Origin of the sequence: Alteromonas sp. DY56-G5 (assembly GCF_041414725.1) — a bacterium.
In the GTDB taxonomy this organism is placed as follows: Bacteria; Pseudomonadota; Gammaproteobacteria; order Enterobacterales; family Alteromonadaceae; genus Alteromonas; species Alteromonas macleodii.
Genome location: NZ_JANHZQ010000012.1, coordinates 1 through 18,968, shown reverse-complemented (window position 1 = coordinate 18,968; position 18,968 = coordinate 1). Strand labels below are relative to the sequence as shown.

Below are 18,968 nucleotides of genomic sequence, written 5' to 3'. Positions count from 1 at the left end.
AAATAGTGAAAAATGAATAAATAGGAAACGTCACATGCAATCAGGAAAGAGTGTATTTCAACCCGGTCAAAACTGTTGGGTAGAGAGCAAGGCTCGCTTTTCTACACCTTTGATAGATTGCGGAAACTATTATAAAGCCTTGCACAGCTCTATCGTTAAAGCTAAGCACAGTATCTTCATCGTTGGATGGGACATAGATAGCCGCATTCGTTTGCTGCGAGGCGACGACGAAGCGAACAGTGAAGCGCCGAGCGTAATAAGTGATTTACTTAAGTGGAAAGCTGAGCAAAACCCTGACATTAAAATTTACCTGCTACGTTGGGACTCATCGCTAGCCTTTTTCGCGCAGCGCGAAATGTGGGCAAAGGAAGTGTGGGAAGAAAAAACGCCAGACAATGTGCAAACCGAGCTCGATGACACGATTCCGATGGGCGGAAGTCAGCACCAAAAAATTGTGGTTATCGATGATGAACTCGTATTCTCAGGTGGAATGGATGTATCCACTAACCGCTGGGATACCCGTGACCATCCCGTAGTTTCAGAAGAGCGTGATGGGCCTGATGGGGAGTATGGTCCTCTTCATGATGTGCAAATGGTATCAAGTGGACCCGTAGTAGCCGACTTTTCAAAATTAGTTCGATGGAGGTGGCAGCGTGTTGCTGACTCTTCACCTATTGATATCCGCAAGGACGCGCGCATTGATGAAAATGCCCCGTTGCCTGATGCTTGGCCACAAGATTATCCTCCCCTTTTTGAAGACGTAGAGTGTGCACTTGCCAGAACAATTCCATTTATGGATGAGGTCGAGCCTGCTCAAGAGGTACGTCATATGCTGCTTGATCTTATCGGTGAAGCAGAGTCTGTAATCTACATTGAGAATCAATTTACAACGCGTCAGGAGATCGCTGAAGCGCTGAATAAGCAGCTCAAACTGAAACCTAATCTTTCGGTCATTATCGTAAGTTCCTACGAGCCAAAAGGTAAGTTTGAGTGCGAAGCATTTTGGGCAAGCCGCATAGAATTCAAGGAAATTTTAGAAAAAGGGGTTGACCCTAAGCGAGTAAAACTGACTTATTCTTCAATTGAAGACATGCAAGGCCGCAAGGCATACAAGCGCATCCACTCCAAAGTGATGACCATCGATAACAAATACCTTGTTATCGGGTCATCAAACTTGAGTAATCGCTCAATGACGCTAGACACCGAAATCGACACGGTGTTGTTCGGTAACACTAAGGACAATCAGGCGTGTATTGAGCAAGTGAGAAACGACTTACTCGCAGAGCACACGGGACGCGATATTGATGCAATGCCAGCGTTATTCAACAATGAATATCCGGTTGAAGCATTAATGCAGGATCAGATAGCACACGGCTACGTACTTACCGAAGTTCGCGATGAGGTGTTTACCGAACAATCCGTTAAGAATGTGTTCAGAGCGTTATCTGACCCTGAAGAACCCCTTATTTCAGTGCCAACCTTTGATGGAGCTGCTATGCCTGCACGTAACCCAAGACGTCGCAGTATTATGATTTTGATTGGTCTTGCCATCATTGCTGTTCTTGGCGGGCTTATGTTTTGGGCTAGCCAGTCCATACCATGGTTAAGTTCCGACAGCATTAACGCCTTTCTAGAGAAAAGTCGTGGAACCTACTTTGCTCTGCCTACCGTGTTGCTGGTTTATGTGGTCGGCGGCGTTTTATTCTTCCCGGTCACAGTACTGTCACTTGCTGTGGCTGCTATTTTTGGCCCTATATGGGGGCCCATCTACGGCATCATGGGAGCACTAATGAGCTCTGCAATCATGTTTGGAATAGGCAAGCTATCTGGCAACGCGGGGCTTAGAAAAATTGGTGGTCCAAAGGTAGCTGCCGTTGATGAAAAACTAAAGCGTAGCGGTATCGTTGGCGTCGCGGCCATTCGAATGTTGCCTGTAGCGCCCTTTAGTTTGGTGAATTTGGTAGCGGGTATCTCATCTATTGGCATTTTCCAGTTTTTAGTAGGGACATTTTTAGGCATGTTCCCGCCCATGATTGCGAAAGGGCTTGTGGGTGATTCGATAGCACAAATTTGGCAAAACCCTTCTGTGGAAACCATTAGCTATTTAGTTGGCGGTATCGTTTTATGGGGCCTTATGATTTGGGGCTCGCAAAAATTTGCCCGCTACTACCAAGCTCGGAAGGAGTCGGGGAATCAAGATACTGCCAGTGATAATAGTGACAAAGATGAGGTAGAGAAATGTGCCGCATAGTGACCTACAACATTCACAGCGGAATAGGTAGAGACAAAAAGCACGATTACAAACGCATAGGGCAATTCTTGGCAAACAGTGGCGCCGACGTGGTGCTGCTGCAAGAAATGGATACTCGTCCCTCTGAGCGAAGTACAGCACAGGACGTTAAAGATATCTGCGCTGAAAACACGTTTAAGCTCATTCCATCACCAGCCATTAGGGAATCTGATGGCTGGTATGGCAACGCCATCCTAACTCGCTTTGACGTATTAGCGCACGATACACTGGATGTCAGCCAAAACGGGCGACAGCCTAGAAATGTTCAGATTGTAGAGCTCAAGACAGAGAAGACCCCCCTTACGGTGGTGAATACCCATAAGGGGCTTAAGAAGCTAGAACGTCGCTCACAGTTTTCTTTGCTTCATGAGCACCTTTCTTTGAAGATGAAAGAGAAGCAAATCCCTCTAGTTCTAGCCGGTGATTTCAACGAGTGGCAGTTTTTCTCAAAAGCGTTTAAAGCACTTAACGAATTGCTATTACAGCAAAAAGTGGGGGCAACATTTCCAAGCCACTTTCCTGTATTTGCACTTGATAGAGTATGGGTGTCTGACGACATCAAGGTAAAAGCGTGCAGAAAATTAAAAAATGCGAAAACTCGAATCTTGTCAGATCATTTACCTGTACTTGTTGATATTGAACTGCCCCAGAACGACTAACCCAGTGCTCTTTTGCACTTAACGGGTTGCATTATTCTCGTCGTACGCGAGATTTAGCATTATCTTGTGTTGGCATAGTGCTATGCAGGTTGCGCTATTAACGATGAAGCGGCAAATTCTAACGTACCGCACCAGTGTTTCAGTGCGTTTTCTTGAGCCACTACTTTTCTGAGAATATCAATGATCGGACTGCTATCTAGTAGCGTCTTGGCACTTTTGTTTGTCGCAGCGAGTACAGTACGCTGCATTTCTGGCTGTGTTATTTTCAGTGATGAAACTAGACCAGACTCCTTTAAATGAAAAATAGCTGATGTAGGAAGGATCATCACGCCTTCTCCCTGCATAACTTGCCTAAGGCCAGTCATGAGTTGTCCAGAATAAGCCAAATCGTGCTGCAAACTAACGCCCGTTGCTTTTTCATAGTCAGCAATTAGTTGACCCAATGCATCTTTGTTACCCGGTGACAGCAAAGGTAATTCACTGATTTCCCAAAAACGGATCGTCGTTCTATCTCGAAGCTTGGCGTATTGTTCACACGATGAGGAGGCAGAAAAAACCAAATGAAGATCTTCTTGAATTAGCGGTGTGACTCGCATGAATTTAGGGTCGACAGCTTGCTGATAAGTAAGCGCAACATCCACCTGCTTTGACTCAAGCCAATCATTAATGGTGTAAGACGGTCCAGTGCTGATTTCGACTTTGAGCCCTTTATGGTTCGCCGTTATCTCCGTGAGCAGCGGTAAAGAAAGCACATTGCCGATTGACGGTAGCATTCCTATTTTTACTACCTTCTTTTGTCCAGTTTGAAAGGCTTCCAATGCGGCCTTAACGTTGTCTATTTCGGTTAGCAGCTTTAATGCATGTTTATAAAAAACTTCGCCCGCCGATGTTAGGTTTACTCCCGAAAAACTTCTTTCAAGCAGCGTCGCTTTCATCTCTCTTTCTAAACTTGCTAACTGCTGACTAATGGCGGGTTGAGCGATATCCAATGCTCTCGCTGCCGCAGCAATACTACCCTTACGCACAGTCATAACAAAATAATGCAGCTGTTTTGAATGCACTTGCCCTCCTTACAAAGGTGGTGAGTTCTAGAACGGGAACGGTTTAATGAAGACGGCAGCAACGAATATGCCATTCCATTAAGTTATATGAAGCAAAATTGTAAAAATGGGCTAAAAGCAGTGGGGCATGAAAATCTTGTCTTCCTCCATACTTAAGTCTAATAGCATTAAATTAGCGCCCTGTGAGACGGCTCAATATTTTTCTTATACCCCTGAATAATCTTCTTTCTTCCTGCAAAGCCAAAGAGTTTTTAGCCTTGTTCTTGTACACGAGTAGCTAGACAACAATAACAAGATGCTTCTCGCATCAAAGTAGTGCTCGTGCGTGCCTAAAAAGAGTGCAGATTTTAATAATCCACACCCACAAAACTAAGTAGCAATAAGCACGATTGGGAACACAAATGAAACAGAAAAAGCTCCACACTGCAGTACGTTACGCACTTACCGGATTAACACTTTTCACTACTTCATTGCTTGTACAGGCGCAAGAAGTGACTGAAGAAACCACAGAAGCCAAAGACCTAGAACGCATTGCCGTTGTTGGTGCCCGCGGTGCACCGCGTTCGGTGACCAGCTCCCCTGTACCGGTTGATGTACTCACCGCCGAAGACGTTGAAGCCGTTGCGTTTACCGATATGAACAATGTCCTTATGACACTCGTTCCCTCTTATTCCGTAGGCCGTCAACCCATTTCCGACGGCGGAACATTTATCCGTCCAGCAACGCTTCGAGGTATGCCCACCGATAAAACGCTTGTTTTGGTTAACTCTAAACGTCGTCACAGGGCCGCACTTGTTTCAATTGGCGGTTCTGGCACACAGGGGCCAGACATCGCAACTATTCCCACCGCAGCAATTCAAAGTGTTGAAGTGTTGCGCGACGGTGCAGCTGCGCAATATGGCTCAGATGCCATTGCAGGTGTTATCAACTTTCAATTAAAAAATAACACCGAAGGCGGCTCGTTCACTGCCGACTACGGCAGCTACTACGAAGGAGATGGCGATCAAATTACCGTTACTGGGAATAAAGGTTTCGCGTTAGGCGACGATGGCTTTTTCAGTATTTCAGCCGAATACTCTGACAGCGAGGCCACCTTTCGCGGTGAGCAATATTGTGAGCCATGGTTTTGTGTGGATGACCAGTCAGATCAATACATCGCTGATGCTACGGCCATGGCCAACAGCGTTCATGGTTCAGACGTAGTCCAACCATGGGGGCAACCAAATACAAGCGGGACGCGTGTTTTCTTTAACGCCGGTTACGCACTATCCAGTAAACTTGAACTCTACGCATTCGGTAACTATTCAGAAAGTGAAGGTGACGGTTCATTCTATTATCGCTATCCAGGCAATGGCACCATTGAAGACATTCGACTTGAGGACGGTTCAATCTGGAACCCGCTAGAGTTCTTCCCTGGTGGCTTCACGCCTCGTTTCTTCGGTGATGTGACTGACTACTCATTTGTTGGTGGTGTTAAGGGCATGTCGGGCGACCTTACTTATGATATCAGTGGTCGTTACGGCAATAATGAAATCTCTTACACACTAGCCAATACCATTAACCCGTCACTGGGTAACGAGTCACCTACTTCATTTAAGCCGGGTGACTTAACCAACGAAGAAACACAGATTCAAGCTGACTTCACCTATGACTTGAACCAGTATGTTCTTGCCTTCGGTGCAAGTTACTTAGACGAGTCATACGAAATCTCTGAAGGCGAGCTAAGTTCCTATTTTGCAGGCTCTTACGCCACATCCGACCCTTGGGAGTTTTGTAACGACGACTACACCACTACGGCACTGGGCGCTGCTGTCATTGCTAACGGTTCAACTCTGAATTGTGCCAACTACACCAGTGCTGACAGTAACGACGATGGGGTTGAAGATGATGGATTCGCTGGAGTAGACGCCGTTTATACCGTTGTAGGCGTTGGCTCCAACGGCTTTCCTGGCTATTCACCAGACTATTCGGGCTCATACGAGCGTGACTCATATGCGGTATACACGGATATCTCTGGTGACATTACAGACGAGTTGTTTGCTCAGGCTGCGCTGCGTTATGAAGACTATTCTGACTTTGGCTCAGAAGTAGTATACAAAGTAGCAGGGTTCTATCAGTTTAGTGATGAAGTAGGCTTTAGGTCGTCTTTTGGCACTGGCTTTAGAGCCCCTACTCCAGGTCAGCAGGGCACCACCAACGTATCTACACGTCTGCCCGATGGCTTCCCAGTAGCAACAGGTTTGTTCCCAGCCGGCGGCGAAGTAGCGCGGGCGCTTGGTGCCAACGAGCTTTCACCCGAAAAATCGACCAACTTTACGCTGGGCATGACTGCGAACTATGGCGATTTAACGCTCACTGTTGATTACTACAACATCAAGCTTGAAGACCGCCTTTACTCTGTGTCTACCCGAGATGTTTCCACCACTGTCGTTACCGACCCTCAAGCAGACGGTTATGACGCATACCAAAACTATCTAGCCCTATCAGGTGCCAATGTTTCTGGCGCCGAGTCCATTGGTGGTGTGTTCTTCTTCCAAAACGCTTTCGATACCGTAACCGAAGGCGTGGACGTTGTTGCTACTTACAAGATGGAGTCGAGGTATGGCGCAACCGTGCTAACCGGCTCTGTGAATTACAACAAAACAGAATTCGATTCTGATCCGAGTGAATACTTGAACGCTGAGGATCAGTTCGACTTTGAAAATGGCCGTCCCGAAATGCGTGGTGTCTTCTCAGTTACCCACAGTTACGACGTGTGGTCTGCCGTTGCACGTCTTAGCTATTTTGGCGAATACGAAAATGCGGGAAGCGATGACGGGGTAAACGCCACGAATATTCAAACCTTCGGTGACGAATATATGTTCGATATAGAGGGCTCCTACCTTATTAACGAAAACCTCACCCTGTCAGTGGGGGTAAGAAATCTCTTCGACAATTACCCAGATGTGAGTACTAACGGCGACGCCTGTTGCGGTGAAGTCTATGACTCTGCCTCGGTGGTTGATTGGCAGGGAGGATATTACTACACCCGACTTGCAGCCCGTTTTTAACTGGCTCCTTGCAAACACCGACATAAGTCGGTGTTTGTGTATGTAGTTAACTGTATATAAGAAAAACTTAAAAGGTCATTCATGTTTAAAGCTGTTTCATGCGGAGTAAAAAGCAAATGGAAATAGAGCTACTGTGGTTTGTAGTTACTTTGTGTATAACTGGTGCCATTGCAGGTATCACGGCAGGTCTGTTTGGTAATGGCGGGGGATTTGTTGTCGTGCCAGCTCTTCTCGCTGTTTTTCCGTTTTTTACTCCTCCATCAGAAGCCCTCGTTAAGGTAGCCATCGGAACATCATTGGCATCCATTGTGGTATCAAGCGCTCGGTCAGTGATGGCGCATCGCGCTAAAGGTGCGGTGGATTTTGACATTCTTCGCTCGTGGAGTATTTGGCTTATTCTTGGCGTTGGTGGCGGGCTGCTCATCGCAAACAACTCCAGCGCCAATGGTTTAACGGTCGTGTTCGCCGCTGGTGTTCTACTTTACTCCGTATACTTCCTTTTCCCTGAGTTCGTTGTAAGACCCGGGCTTGTTTTCGATATGCCTAAAGGCATAGGCAAAGCGGTTTTGGCGTTTGTTCTGGGTGGTTTCTCTGCTCTGCTTGGCATAGGCGGCGGTACGCCGACAGTAATCACTATGGTGATGTGCCAGCGCACCATTCAACAGGCTGTTGCGACCGCCGCAGGCGTCGGCTTTCTTATCGGGCTTCCAGGTGCCATTGGCTTTTTGTTTATGAAGCACCCTGAAACCGCCTCGTTGCCGGTAGGCACTATTGGCTACATCAATATACCTGCGCTTATTGCTATCAGTATTGGGGCAATCTTTACCGCTCCAATCGGAGCCAAAATGGCGCACAACTTCAGTGAAAAGAAGCTAAAGCGCTTATTTGGCATCTATCTCGTCATTGTTTCTAGCGCAATGTTCTATAAAGCCATTTAAAAGAAGAAGGAGAAAACCCGTGAGTTATAACCGTTCAAGACGCTTGTTTATTGGTGGCACAGTTGCAGCGTCAGCAATAGGTGCGAGTGGCATAAGTCACCTTGTGAGCGCCCAATCTGTTAGCGCAAGCGCTTCCCCATCGTCTGTTATGTATGGACCAAAGCCTGGGGTTGCAAAGCTCAATGCCAATGAGAACCCGTTTGGGCCGAGCCCGAAAGCGCTAGACGCTATCGCAAAAGCATCGGCGGAAGGTGGAGCCTACTATGCTTATCCTGCCGCTATGACGCTATTGGATATGATTGCCGAGCGCTATGGCATTACTCGAAAGCACATTTCTTTGAGCGCAGGTTCAAGCCCTATTCTTTCCTACGCCGCCCTTGCGGCCAGCAAGAACGGAAAAATTCTGGGCCCGGACCTTTTTTGGGACACCACGTCTAAAGCACCTGAAAAACAAGGTGCGCCAGAAATAGTGAGAGTTGCTAATACGGCAGAGCTTGATATTGACCTTGATGCCATGTACGCCGCAATAGACGACTCTATTGGTATGGTGCACATTTGTAACCCGAACAATCCAACGGGAAAAGTGCTCGATCCGAATAAGCTTCGCGAATTCTGCATAAAAGCATCTAAAAAAACACTGGTGTTGGTCGACGAGGCATATAACGAGCTTATCGATGAGCCTCCTAAGCATTCAATGATTCCGCTCGTTAAAGCTGGTCATAATGTCATTGTAGCGAGAACCTTCTCAAAGATTTATGGCTTAGCAGGTATGCGCGTGGGCTATTTAATCGCATCAGAGGAAAACACTGAGTGGATCAATCGCTATGGCATGGGCGGCTATACATTGAATCAAGCAGGCCTTGCCGCGGCTATCGCCAGCTACAATGACGATGCCTTTTTAACTTTCTCTAAAGAGAAAATTTATGAAGGTAAATCTATGGTTATGGACGCAGTAAAAGCAAATGGATTGACAGCGCTACCTTCTAGTACTAACTTTATTTTTGTTAATTTAGGTGACGGCAACGCAGAGTACTTCCGCCAAGCCATGGCTGAACAGGACGTGCTGATTAGAGGAATCTACCGTACGTACGACAACTGGTCTCGCGTAAGTATGGGAAAAATTGGCGATGTAAAACGCTATGTTGATGCCATGCCCAGTGCACTTGAAAAAATGTACACTATGCAAAATACTTAGCTGCAAGGGTGTGCATTGTCGGCCGATGCACACCTCGCTACTTATAGACTTAAATTTTCTGCTACTTCCTCGTTTACTCTCCTAGTCATTTTCAACTAAAAGTCTAATACGCATAAAAGTCACTTCTGTCATATACTCATTTTAAAGCGCCACTGCTCAAAGAATACGCTGATTGGAAAATTTTTACGGTATTGTTGCAGTAACGCTAAAGTTGCACATACTTTACTAAAAAGGCATCGCATTAAATGCCGCTCTAGGAGGCTGTAAATGTCAATTTCTGTATTAGTAGCTGATGATTCTAAGTTGTCGAGGCGTAGTGTGATTCGCTCACTTCCGCAAGATTTAGAGTATGACATCACCGAAGCAACAAACGGGCAAGAAGCCATAAATGCGCTGTCAGAAAGTGAATTTGCATTGGTACTTTTAGACCTAACCATGCCAGAAGTTGACGGCGTTGGTGTGTTGGAATTCTTGCACCAAAGGCCCGACGCCCCAAATGTAATTGTGATTAGCGCTGACTTTCAGCCAGAAAAACAGAAAATTGTCATGTCTCTGGGGGCAAAGCGCTTTTTACGCAAACCGCTTGATAAAGAAGAATTAGCAATGTCGTTGTTTGAGTTGGGGTATCTATGAGCATTGTACTACCACTAGACGAAGAGCAAAGAGATGCCCTTCAAGAACTCCTAAATATTTCCATGGGGCAAGCGGCTAACTCTCTTGCGCAGTTAATTGAAACCAAAATTGATATTTCTATCCCAAAAATCTCAGCGGTTACTCCCACCCAGCTTTACAGTCTCTTATTTGAAACCGAAGACGCTTTCTATACCCGTCAGTCTTTTTTAGGCGACGTACACGGCGAAGTGATGTCTGTGCTATCTCAAGCTGGATTGAGTGAGGTCGCAACGTTAATGGATTACGATGAACCATTAAGCAAAGAAGACATTCAAGAGATTATCTTGGAGCTTTGTAACATTTTGGCAGGTGCGTGTTTGGCTGGTCTTTCCGACCAGTTGGAGCTTACCACTAACTTGAACATGCCCACGTTATTCTTGCCCGATAAAGCGAACTTCGATGAGTTGCAATGGCAGCACAGCTTAGTGATGGAAGTGCAGTTTATTATCGCGATCTCGTCGTTTAGCATGCGCGTTGTTTTCTGCTTAGACGATGAATCTCTTGCACGCATGAAAGACACATTGGATGAGTTACTCGCATAATGTTTGAACAACTGGTAGGTAAATTACCAGTCGGAATTGGTATAGTCGATGAGAGCTTTAAGGTTGTTTATCTAAACGACTTCTTTTTAGATCGACTTCCTCACAATATGCGCGACTGCTATAAAGAAACGCCAGTTGTTGAGTTATTTCAAGGACAAGGTAAGTTTCTAAAACGCAGACTAAAGTCAGTTTTTGTACTGCAGCATCCTAGCTTTAGCTACTGGGAACAACGCCCCCACATCTTTCCGTTTAAGAGCTCTCGCCCTATAACGGGTGAAGAAACACAGATGTATCAAAACATGGAAATCTTGCCCATTAAAGACAAAAACACAGGGCAAAAATTGGCGTGTATTTTTCTGCAAGATGTGACCGCCCAAGCTAGCTATTTTAGAGCCCAGCAAAAGCTTTCTGAAGCTTTGAAGAAAGAACACGAAGCGCAAAAAAAGTTAATTCGCAAACTCGATACCGCACAGAGCCAGCTAATTCAGGCTGAGAAAATGGCTTCTACTGGTCAGCTAGCGGCGGGGATCGCCCACGAAATTAATAACCCTATTGGTTTTGTGAGCGCTAACCTCAATACACTTGAGCAATACGCAACTCACCTTATTGCGATCTGTGATGGCGTTCAGGAGCAACTCGAACACTTCACCGACGAACTTAAAGAGCAGGTCGACGCACTGTTTGAGTCTAATCACTACGACTTGTTAAAGGACGATATTACTGAGCTAATTGCCGAATCGACAGATGGTCTTACCCGCGTAAAAGACATCGTCGAAAACCTTAAGAACTTTTCGCTGGAGACTACCGAAGGTGTGCAGATAGTAGATATCTGCGCCGTGTGTCACCAGCTGATCACGCTTATTTCCGCCCAGTACAGCACGCCCCAATATAAATTTGAATGTGAATTAGAGAAAGTGGAGGTAATGGGAAACCCTGGGCCGCTGAAACAGGCGCTAATGAACGTCATGATAAATGCAGCGCAGGCCATAGAAGATAGGGGCTTCATTAAACTTACTGTGCTCGATTCACCTACGTTGGTGACCATCAAAATACTGGACTCGGGTTGCGGTATTCCTACGAAACATCTAAAGCGAGTCTTTGAACCCTTCTTTACTACAAAGCCCGAAGGGCAAGGCCAAGGGCTGGGCCTTTCTGTGGCTTACACCGCCATCGAACAACATCAAGGTAAAATATCTATTAGCAGCAAAGAGGCAAAAGGAACCGTGGTAGAGATCACCATTCCGAAACAGCCTGCAGCACAGCCCCCGTCCAGTGAAGATAATGAAGAGAATAAAGAAAACGAAACGGAAAACTCTCAAACGGCCTAGAAAACAGATAGCCCAGTACAGAGTAGGACGTTGTTAATCCTCACTCTGTTTGTATGTCCTCTGACTGAACTAACAAGCAAGCTTTTTTACTTCACAGGCTTTAAATGTATACACACCCTTGCTGTTTAACGTCCGCGAAATGACTCCTTCATTAAGCAAGTAATTAAGGTGAGACAAACACTCTGCTACTGCAAACACCATGTTGCGACTAGAGAGCTTGCGCTTAAACATAACCGGTAATAACTCTACGACCGTTTGAGGTTGCTCGCAAGCATTTAACAGTGCTTTTAGGTGCTCGTGATGATGAGCAATAAGCGAATCTACTCGCTCATGCAGGCCGATAAAGGGTAGCTTGTGAGCAGGTAATACTGTCGCATCTTTGGGCAAATTCTTGAATTGCGGCAGCGTAGAAAGGTAGTCGTCTAAGGTGTTGGCATCAGGCTCTGTTGAGTAGGCGCCAATGTTTGGCGTGATAATCGGCAAAATATGATCGCCTGATATGAGAATATTTTTTTGCTTATTGTAAAGGCACGCATGCTCAGGAGAGTGGCCGCGGCCAATGATGATCTGCCATTCATTACCGCCAAGCGACAGCGTCATACCATGTTTTAGACGGGTGTAGCTAATGGGTAGTGGTGAAACAACGCTGCTGTAGCCATTGCCTTCACCAGAAGTAAGCTTTGCGATCATGGATTCGTCTAAACCTGCTCGCTGGTAATATTGCACATCCCGCTCATTCGTTGCGCCATTTCTTCCTGCCGCAAACGCTCTGGCAGTAAAGTACTCAATTTGAGACATATAAAAGGGGACGTTATACGTGTCGGCTATCCAGCCCGCTAACCCTACATGATCAGGATGTAAGTGCGTAACGATGACACCAACTATTGGCCCGTCTAATTGCTTGAATATACGCTCCCACAGCGCTTTGGTGGTGGACGTTCCTATGCCAGTATCAATGACCACCCAACCGCCTTCACCGCGGATCAGGTACAAATTTATGTGGTCAAGTTCAAATGGAAGCGGCATTGTTAGCCAAAGAACACCATCGGCCACTTCTATTAGCTCGCCCGGCTCTACCTGTTTATCGAATAGATATTCCATATCGCCCTCACCTTTTCTATCGTGCATGGTCTAACGTGCACAAAGACTGTACGTTTTCGTTTTAACTCGCGCTGCTTACAAAAACAAACATATCTGTCGAATAGAGATCTATAGGAGTAGGTGATAACAAACGTTATACTAAGCCTACTGCCGTTTCTCGTGCACAGTGGTAGCGCATTTTTATTGCACCTTTGCCCCAGTTATTGAACAGATAATGGTAATGCGAGTTTATAAAACGTACACGCCCATGAGGCTATTTAAAGAAATTAACGTCAACAAAGCCGGTTAGTAAATCAGATTCATGTCAGCCTCAACAATACAACAAGGGTTCATACTCAATAAAAGTACGTTTACCCGGCGAGGCAAGGTTTATGTTGAGCTATGGGTAAAAACGCCCAGTAGCACCGCTAGGTTAATTTCTTCACCCCAATACCCCACTTGCTTTGTATCTGTTGATCACGCCAATGATTTACGCAAAATCGCCGAGCGTATTTCAGCAAAGATCAGTATTTCAGATGACGGGTTTTACACGCTGGAACAAGTTCCTGTTGCGACGGTAAAAACCGCAACCGAATCACATATGCATCAGCTTCGCCAGCATGCGCAGGAAAGCAGTATTATATTGTACGAAGCGGATATTCGCGTTGCCGATCGCTACTTAATGGAGCGCTTTGTGTATGGTGCGGTGGAATTTCTGGCTCCGCAAGATTTCGACGATACGTCTCAGATCATTATAGAAAATGCGCAAATCAGACCCTGTCAATTCAGAACCACATTTACATCACTTAGCATAGACATCGAATGCAATGAGCATGAAGAACTCTTTAGCATTGCGTTAGCCGGTGAAGGACTCAACATTGTGCTGCTTCTATGCCCGCCACGTTTTGTTGGGCAAACATTGCAAGGACAAGAAGACAGCGCGTACGAGCTCATTGTCGTTGAATCAGAAAAAGCACTGCTTGAAGCATTTTTTTCATATCTTACATCCCACGACCCAGATATCATTTTAGGCTGGAATGTTAAACAGTTCGATATGGCGGTACTTGAACGCCGCGCTAGGGCTAACTCGCTAAAGTATGCTATCGGCCGCCATGGCAGAGAGGCTTCTGTAAGGCAGTGGGAGGATCAAACCCTCGTTGATGTGCCAGGACGATGCGTTATTGATGGTATCGAAGCACTAAAAACAATGACTTATCAATTCGAGTCGTTCTCGCTCGATCACGTATCTGAAGAACTGCTTGGCGAAAATAAGCTTATTCAGGCTGCCGACAAGCTTGAAGCGATAAAGCGTCTTTATCATAGCGACCCTGTTGCACTAGCTAACTATAACTTTAAAGACACGGAACTGGTCAATCGCATTCAGGATAAAACCCAATTTATCGATTTTCTGGCGCTGCGCAGTATTCTTACCGGCCTAGATATGAGTCGCCCCGGAGGGTCAGTGGCCGCGTTTTTAAATGTGTACTTGCCTAAGCTTCACCGCAAGTCTTATGTCGCGGGGGTAAGACCTGAAAATGGAGGCTTGGCTAGTCCGGGTGGTTATGTCATGCGTTCCCAGCCAGGTTTATATAAAGACGTTTTAGTCCTCGATTTTAAGAGCCTATATCCTTCCATCATTCGTACATTTAAAATCGACCCGTTAGGACTTGCAGAAGGGCTTAAGTCTCCTGACACGGCGATAGAAGGTTTTAAAGGCGCAGTATTTAGCCGCGAATCTCATTTTCTACCTTCCATCATTGAAAACCTATGGCTTCAGCGCGACGAAGCCAAAAAACAGAAAGACGCACCGCGCTCTCAGGCCATCAAAATATTAATGAACTCCTTCTATGGTGTGCTTGGTAGTGGCGGCTGCCCCTTCTACGATCCTCGCCTGGCTAGCTCAATCACATTAAGGGGTCACGAGATCATGCAAACCACTGCGGGTTGGATTGAAGAACTAGGCTATACGGTTATTTACGGTGATACCGACTCAACATTTGTTCATGTAGAAGGGAATGATGCACTGGGTTCGCCGTCAGAAACTGGGCTTGAGCTCGCTAGCATTATTAATCGAAAGTGGACTGAGTTACTAAAAAGTGAGTTCGACATTGATTGCCACTTAGAAATTGAGTTTGAATCTCACTTTTCTACGTTTTTTATGCCGACGATCCGAGGCTCTTCCGAAGGCAGCAAAAAACGTTACGCAGGAATGAAGGGCAGTGAACTTGTCTTTAAAGGCTTAGAAAATGTCCGCTCTGATTGGACGGTATTAGCTAAAACCTTCCAGTACGAGCTGTACAAAAAAGTGTTTACTGGAAAGCCTGTTGAAGACTACATAAATAGCACGATGGCAGCGATAAAGTCCGGTGAAATGGATCACGCTTTGGTCTATAAAAAGCGGCTGCGAAAGCCTTTGTCGTCGTATACCAAGTCGCTGCCTCCCCACGTAAAGGCAGCGCGATTAGCGGACGAGTACTATAAAGAACAGGGGTTGCCACTTCGCTATCAGTTTAATACTACCATTGCCTATGTCATTACAGTACAGGGCCCTCAAACCGCAGAAACCGCCACGGCCCCCCTTCAATATGACCACTATATTGAAAAACAAATTCAACCCATTGCCGATAGTATCTTGCCTCTTATTGGCCTGAATTTTGAGACAATAGCGAACGATCAACTCTCGCTGTTTTAATCTCATTAATGGGGTTCTATCTATATCTGAGAACAGCTTAAGTTTGACGTATGAAGATCTTGCAAACACTGCGACAATTTAACATAGCAATAACATTGAAAACCTCGCCTTAAATTTTTATTACCTCACTAAATCAGTTAGTTATGCATTTGGCACATTCAATGAATAATGAATTACGTAAGTCATTAGCGGTGTCAGATTGAAACTTACTTCCAATCTGCACCTATGTTGAGGTCTGTGGACCTAGTGGTTAGGGCAATTGAACGCCCGAGTTCACTGTAAAAGCCAGAAGGAATTTGATTATGAAGATCACAAAACTAAGTATGATTACCAGTGCTGTTATTGCTGCAACACTATCTGCTTCAGCAGTAGCAGGCCACCACGAAGAGAAGATCTCGATGGGATTTAACGCAATGGATAAGGATGGAAACGGCTATATCGTCGGTTCAGAGTCTTCTGGCGTTATTGACAGTAAGCTTCTCGCAAAAATGGATACCGATGGTGACAGCATGATTAGCCGTGTTGAATTCAACAAGTTTGTTGATGAAAAACCATCAATGTTTAGCGACGACATCATTACTCAGGTGAAAACTGAAGGCACCAATGACGCTCTACTCTCGGAAAAGGGCAACCCTGAATTATTCTCTAAAGCAGACGGTGAAATGATATCAGAGAAGAATAAGGAGCTTCGTACTGAAATGTCAGCCACAGCCGACAATAAGTTTACTGAAATCGATGTAGACAGCGACGGTAAGCTTACAGCCGAGGAGTTAAAGGTTGCACATGTCGAAGGTGACTTTGAGATGATGGACGAAAATGGCGATTCTTACGTTACCCGTATGGAATATCGTGCCTACTTCGAAGGTATTGAGTCTGAATAGACACTCACCTTTCGTAAAGTAAAAATTTTTAGGAAGCCTCCTTCGTCGGAGGCTTTTTTGTTTCATTAAAGTCGAGACAATTTTCTTTAGACATCAAATACATTGTCACTTTTAGTTATTACTCTCCTTTCAGCGTGTACGACGAATCACACAAATTCATCGTTGAATAACCCCATATACGACTAACATCTTGTCGACAAAACCCGTTTGCAACAATATTGTTAATAAAGATTGAATTATTTGTTTTATTCGTTGCGTATTCAGCATTTACTGCAATTGTTGCCATTGGTTATTTGGAACCAAAAGCCGAAACAGCCAACTCTATTATTTATATATAAATCAGATGCGTACGCGCATGGAGGCAAGATATGATGGAATCAAAATTTACACCGAACTCACTACTCCCTCTTCAGAAAAGTGAGTTTACTGGCTCTGATGACGCTGAGCTGACGTCGCTCACTATCGGTCAGTATTTCAAAAATGTTGTCGACAATTATGGCGATAACCCAGCGATTATTGTAAAACATCAAGACGTTAGCTGGACCTATCAGCAGTATTGGTATGAAGTAGAACGTGTTGCTTGCGGCTTACTTGCAAACGGTGTAGAACCTGGCGACCGTGTGGGCATATGGTCTCCGAACAATATCGAATGGTCGATCGTACAGATGGCCACTGCGCGAATCGGGGCGATCATGGTATGCCTGAACCCTGCTTATCGTCCTGATGAATTAGCGTTTGCCATTAATAACGTTGCCGTAAAATACTTAGTCATGGCGCAGTCGTTCAAGCAGTCAAATTACGTCGCCATGTTGAAAGAGCTTGCGCCAGAAATAGACAGCCAAGATAAGAACACACCAAAGCGTCCTCTAACGCTTGCTAAGTTGCCTTCACTTAAATATGTATACACTATTGGCGATAAGCCTGTAGAAGGATTACAGGCTTTTTCTGCATTGCAAATAGAACCAACGGAAGCGCTCGAGTCTCAGTTGGAGGCCGTTGAATCGAACCTTAGCGCGGATGATAACATCAATATTCAGTTTACCTCTGGCACCACGGGAAATCCGAAAGGCGCAACGTTAACGCACCGAAACATTCTAAATAATGGGTTATTAGTATCACAAGCAATGAGGTTCACACACAAAGACAAACTTTGTATTCCCGTACCGCTTTATCACTGCTTTGGAATGGTATTGGGCAACTTAGTTTGCTTAGCATCAGGTGCATGCGCAGTATTCCCCGGGGAGTCATTCGACCCTGAGACAACGCTTCGCACGGTAGAAGAAGAAAAGTGCACGGGATTACATGGCGTACCAACCATGTTTATTGCCGAGCTCGAACTATCCAACTTCAAGAGCTTTGATCTATCAACACTAAGGACAGGTGTCATGGCAGGTAGTACCTGTCCAGAAGAGCTCATGCGAAAGGTCCATAGTGAATTTCATATGACAGAAGTCGTCATAGGTTATGGTCAGACAGAGTGTAGCCCTATCAATCATATTACTGACATTGACTCGCCATTTGAAAAGCAGGTCAAAACTGTAGGGCGCGCTATGCCCCATACAGAAGTGAAGATCATAGATCCCCAAGGCAATACGGTGCCTATTGGAGAACCGGGTGAGATTTGCGCGAGAGGCTACTGTGTAATGAAAGGTTATTGGGGTGATGAGGTTAAGACCAAAGCCACCATAGACGATGAAGGTTGGCTCCATTCTGGAGATCTTGGAGAAATGGACGAAGAAGGCTATGTCACTATTGTTGGTAGAATAAAGGACATGATTATTCGCGGTGGCGAAAATATTTATCCAAGAGAAATTGAAGAAGTCTTGTATCAACATGCGGATGTATCAGACGCCGCTGTCTTTGGTATTCCTGACAACAAATATGGCGAGCAAGTATGCCTATGGATTAAGGCAAAGGAAAATCGACATATAGACGAAGATCAGATACGCGACTACCTGAAATCCAAACTAGCCTACTTTAAAGTACCCAAATACATCAGCGTAGTGAAAGAGTACCCCATGACGGTAACAGGGAAGCTTCAGAAGTTTAAAATGCGCGAATACATGATAGAAACACTGAAGAAGCAAGCCCTACAAACCGAAGCATAATCCCAGCAAATAGTGGGGTCAGAGTACTTTTTAAAAGATAACGCTTTAAAGTACACTGACCCTACATTCGTATTTCCAACGCTTGCACCTAAGCTATAGTCTGTACCTATCTACCGTATTTTCAAACTGCCTGTTACATATCCTAGAGAGTTAAAGAGCCCGGATTATTTAGGCAGCCCACAATAATGGGGTCAGAGTACATTTCTTTTTTAACGAAAGTGAGAGCCAAAAAGTACTCTGACCCCTTTACTCCTGAGTGAAAAGACTGAAGGTCTGTATCGGAGTTTGTGCGCCTTAAACTATTCGATAAATGAAACTTTCACAGTGACTAGAAGTAGGTAAAAAGAGCAGTCGCAGAGAAACACATTTTAATATTGGGGTCAGAGTACATTTCACTGATTTAGCGGCACTGGGGGGTAAGGGAATGACTATGTTCTGATGTTTAAAGTAATAAAGTACTCTGACCCCAATT

13 protein-coding genes are annotated in these 18,968 nt (G+C 45.3%); 11 read left to right on the top strand and 2 right to left on the bottom strand.

Features of this window, described 5'->3' with window-relative positions; translation table 11 throughout:
* The first annotated feature begins 34 nt into the window (after positions 1-34).
* Together NO989_RS08115 and NO989_RS08110 are read left to right on the top strand one after the other, a co-directional pair.
* Positions 35-2,251: a VTT domain-containing protein gene (locus NO989_RS08115; protein ID WP_371342360.1), complete on the top strand. Its 2,217-nt coding sequence runs from the start codon at positions 35-37 to the stop codon at positions 2,249-2,251.
* Entirely contained in the window at positions 2,239-2,949 is a 711-nt protein-coding gene (locus tag NO989_RS08110; protein ID WP_014949486.1) for an endonuclease/exonuclease/phosphatase family protein, read from the top strand. The genes NO989_RS08115 and NO989_RS08110 overlap by 13 nt, the downstream gene beginning before the upstream one ends.
* An 80-nt stretch (positions 2,950-3,029) precedes the next feature.
* Here NO989_RS08110 and NO989_RS08105 read toward each other — a convergent pair whose 3' ends face one another.
* The gene (locus NO989_RS08105) at positions 3,030-4,010 is read right to left on the bottom strand and encodes a LysR family transcriptional regulator (protein WP_371342359.1); all 981 of its coding nucleotides are present in this window, start codon (positions 4,008-4,010) and stop codon (positions 3,030-3,032) included.
* A gap of 401 nt (positions 4,011-4,411) precedes the next feature.
* Between NO989_RS08105 and NO989_RS08100 the strand changes: the two genes are divergently transcribed.
* From NO989_RS08100 to NO989_RS08075, 6 genes are all read left to right on the top strand, one after another.
* On the top strand, positions 4,412-7,060 hold the full coding sequence (locus NO989_RS08100) for a TonB-dependent receptor plug domain-containing protein (RefSeq protein ID WP_371342358.1): 2,649 nt from the start codon (positions 4,412-4,414) through the stop codon (positions 7,058-7,060).
* Between the two features lie 116 nt (positions 7,061-7,176).
* A complete protein-coding gene (locus NO989_RS08095) occupies positions 7,177-7,998 on the top strand; it encodes a sulfite exporter TauE/SafE family protein (RefSeq protein ID WP_014949489.1) in 822 nt (273 codons plus the stop codon).
* Positions 7,999-8,017: 19 nt separating this feature from the next.
* Entirely contained in the window at positions 8,018-9,193 is a 1,176-nt protein-coding gene (locus NO989_RS08090; RefSeq protein WP_014949490.1) for a histidinol-phosphate transaminase, read from the top strand.
* 267 nt (positions 9,194-9,460) lie between these two features.
* Positions 9,461-9,826 carry a response regulator gene (locus NO989_RS08085; protein ID WP_014949491.1) on the top strand — a complete coding sequence of 122 codons (366 nt, stop codon included), beginning with the start codon at positions 9,461-9,463 and terminating at the stop codon, positions 9,824-9,826.
* A complete protein-coding gene (locus tag NO989_RS08080; protein ID WP_014949492.1) occupies positions 9,823-10,407 on the top strand; it encodes a chemotaxis protein CheX in 585 nt (194 codons plus the stop codon). Before NO989_RS08085 ends, NO989_RS08080 begins: the two co-directional genes overlap by 4 nt.
* Complete coding sequence (locus NO989_RS08075; RefSeq protein WP_278346037.1) at positions 10,407-11,735, top strand: sensor histidine kinase; 1,329 nt, start codon at positions 10,407-10,409, stop codon at positions 11,733-11,735. Before NO989_RS08080 ends, NO989_RS08075 begins: the two co-directional genes overlap by 1 nt.
* 69 nt (positions 11,736-11,804) lie before the next feature.
* Here the strand turns inward: NO989_RS08075 and NO989_RS08070 are convergent, their stop codons facing one another.
* Entirely contained in the window at positions 11,805-12,836 is a 1,032-nt protein-coding gene (locus NO989_RS08070) for an MBL fold metallo-hydrolase (RefSeq protein WP_069944954.1), read from the bottom strand.
* Positions 12,837-13,137: 301 nt separating this feature from the next.
* Here NO989_RS08070 and NO989_RS08065 point away from each other — a divergent pair, with 301 nt between their 5' ends.
* The 3 genes from NO989_RS08065 (at position 13,138) to NO989_RS08055 (ending at position 18,496) form a co-directional block, all read left to right on the top strand.
* The gene (locus tag NO989_RS08065) at positions 13,138-15,507 is read left to right on the top strand and encodes a DNA polymerase II (RefSeq protein ID WP_371342357.1); all 2,370 of its coding nucleotides are present in this window, start codon (positions 13,138-13,140) and stop codon (positions 15,505-15,507) included.
* A gap of 302 nt (positions 15,508-15,809) precedes the next feature.
* Complete coding sequence (locus NO989_RS08060) at positions 15,810-16,388, top strand: EF-hand domain-containing protein (RefSeq protein ID WP_014949496.1); 579 nt, start codon at positions 15,810-15,812, stop codon at positions 16,386-16,388.
* Between the two features lie 368 nt (positions 16,389-16,756).
* Positions 16,757-18,496, top strand: a complete 1,740-nt coding sequence (locus NO989_RS08055) for an AMP-binding protein (RefSeq protein ID WP_371342356.1) — start codon at positions 16,757-16,759, stop codon at positions 18,494-18,496.
* Positions 18,497-18,968 lie beyond the last annotated feature (472 nt).

Excerpts from the sequence above, each read along its gene's own strand:
- NO989_RS08085 (WP_014949491.1), top strand. The coding sequence starts at position 9,461 with ATGTCAATTTCTGTATTAGTAGCTGATGATTCTAAGTTGTCGAGGCGT.
- NO989_RS08095 (WP_014949489.1), top strand. The coding sequence starts at position 7,177 with ATGGAAATAGAGCTACTGTGGTTTGTAGTTACTTTGTGTATAACTGGT.
- NO989_RS08060 (WP_014949496.1), top strand. The coding sequence starts at position 15,810 with ATGAAGATCACAAAACTAAGTATGATTACCAGTGCTGTTATTGCTGCA.
- NO989_RS08070 (WP_069944954.1), bottom strand. The coding sequence starts at position 12,836 with ATGGAATATCTATTCGATAAACAGGTAGAGCCGGGCGAGCTAATAGAA.
- NO989_RS08115 (WP_371342360.1), top strand. The coding sequence starts at position 35 with ATGCAATCAGGAAAGAGTGTATTTCAACCCGGTCAAAACTGTTGGGTA.
- NO989_RS08075 (WP_278346037.1), top strand. The coding sequence starts at position 10,407 with ATGTTTGAACAACTGGTAGGTAAATTACCAGTCGGAATTGGTATAGTC.
- NO989_RS08100 (WP_371342358.1), top strand. The coding sequence starts at position 4,412 with ATGAAACAGAAAAAGCTCCACACTGCAGTACGTTACGCACTTACCGGA.
- NO989_RS08055 (WP_371342356.1), top strand. The coding sequence starts at position 16,757 with ATGATGGAATCAAAATTTACACCGAACTCACTACTCCCTCTTCAGAAA.
- NO989_RS08065 (WP_371342357.1), top strand. The coding sequence starts at position 13,138 with ATGTCAGCCTCAACAATACAACAAGGGTTCATACTCAATAAAAGTACG.
- NO989_RS08080 (WP_014949492.1), top strand. The coding sequence starts at position 9,823 with ATGAGCATTGTACTACCACTAGACGAAGAGCAAAGAGATGCCCTTCAA.
- NO989_RS08110 (WP_014949486.1), top strand. The coding sequence starts at position 2,239 with ATGTGCCGCATAGTGACCTACAACATTCACAGCGGAATAGGTAGAGAC.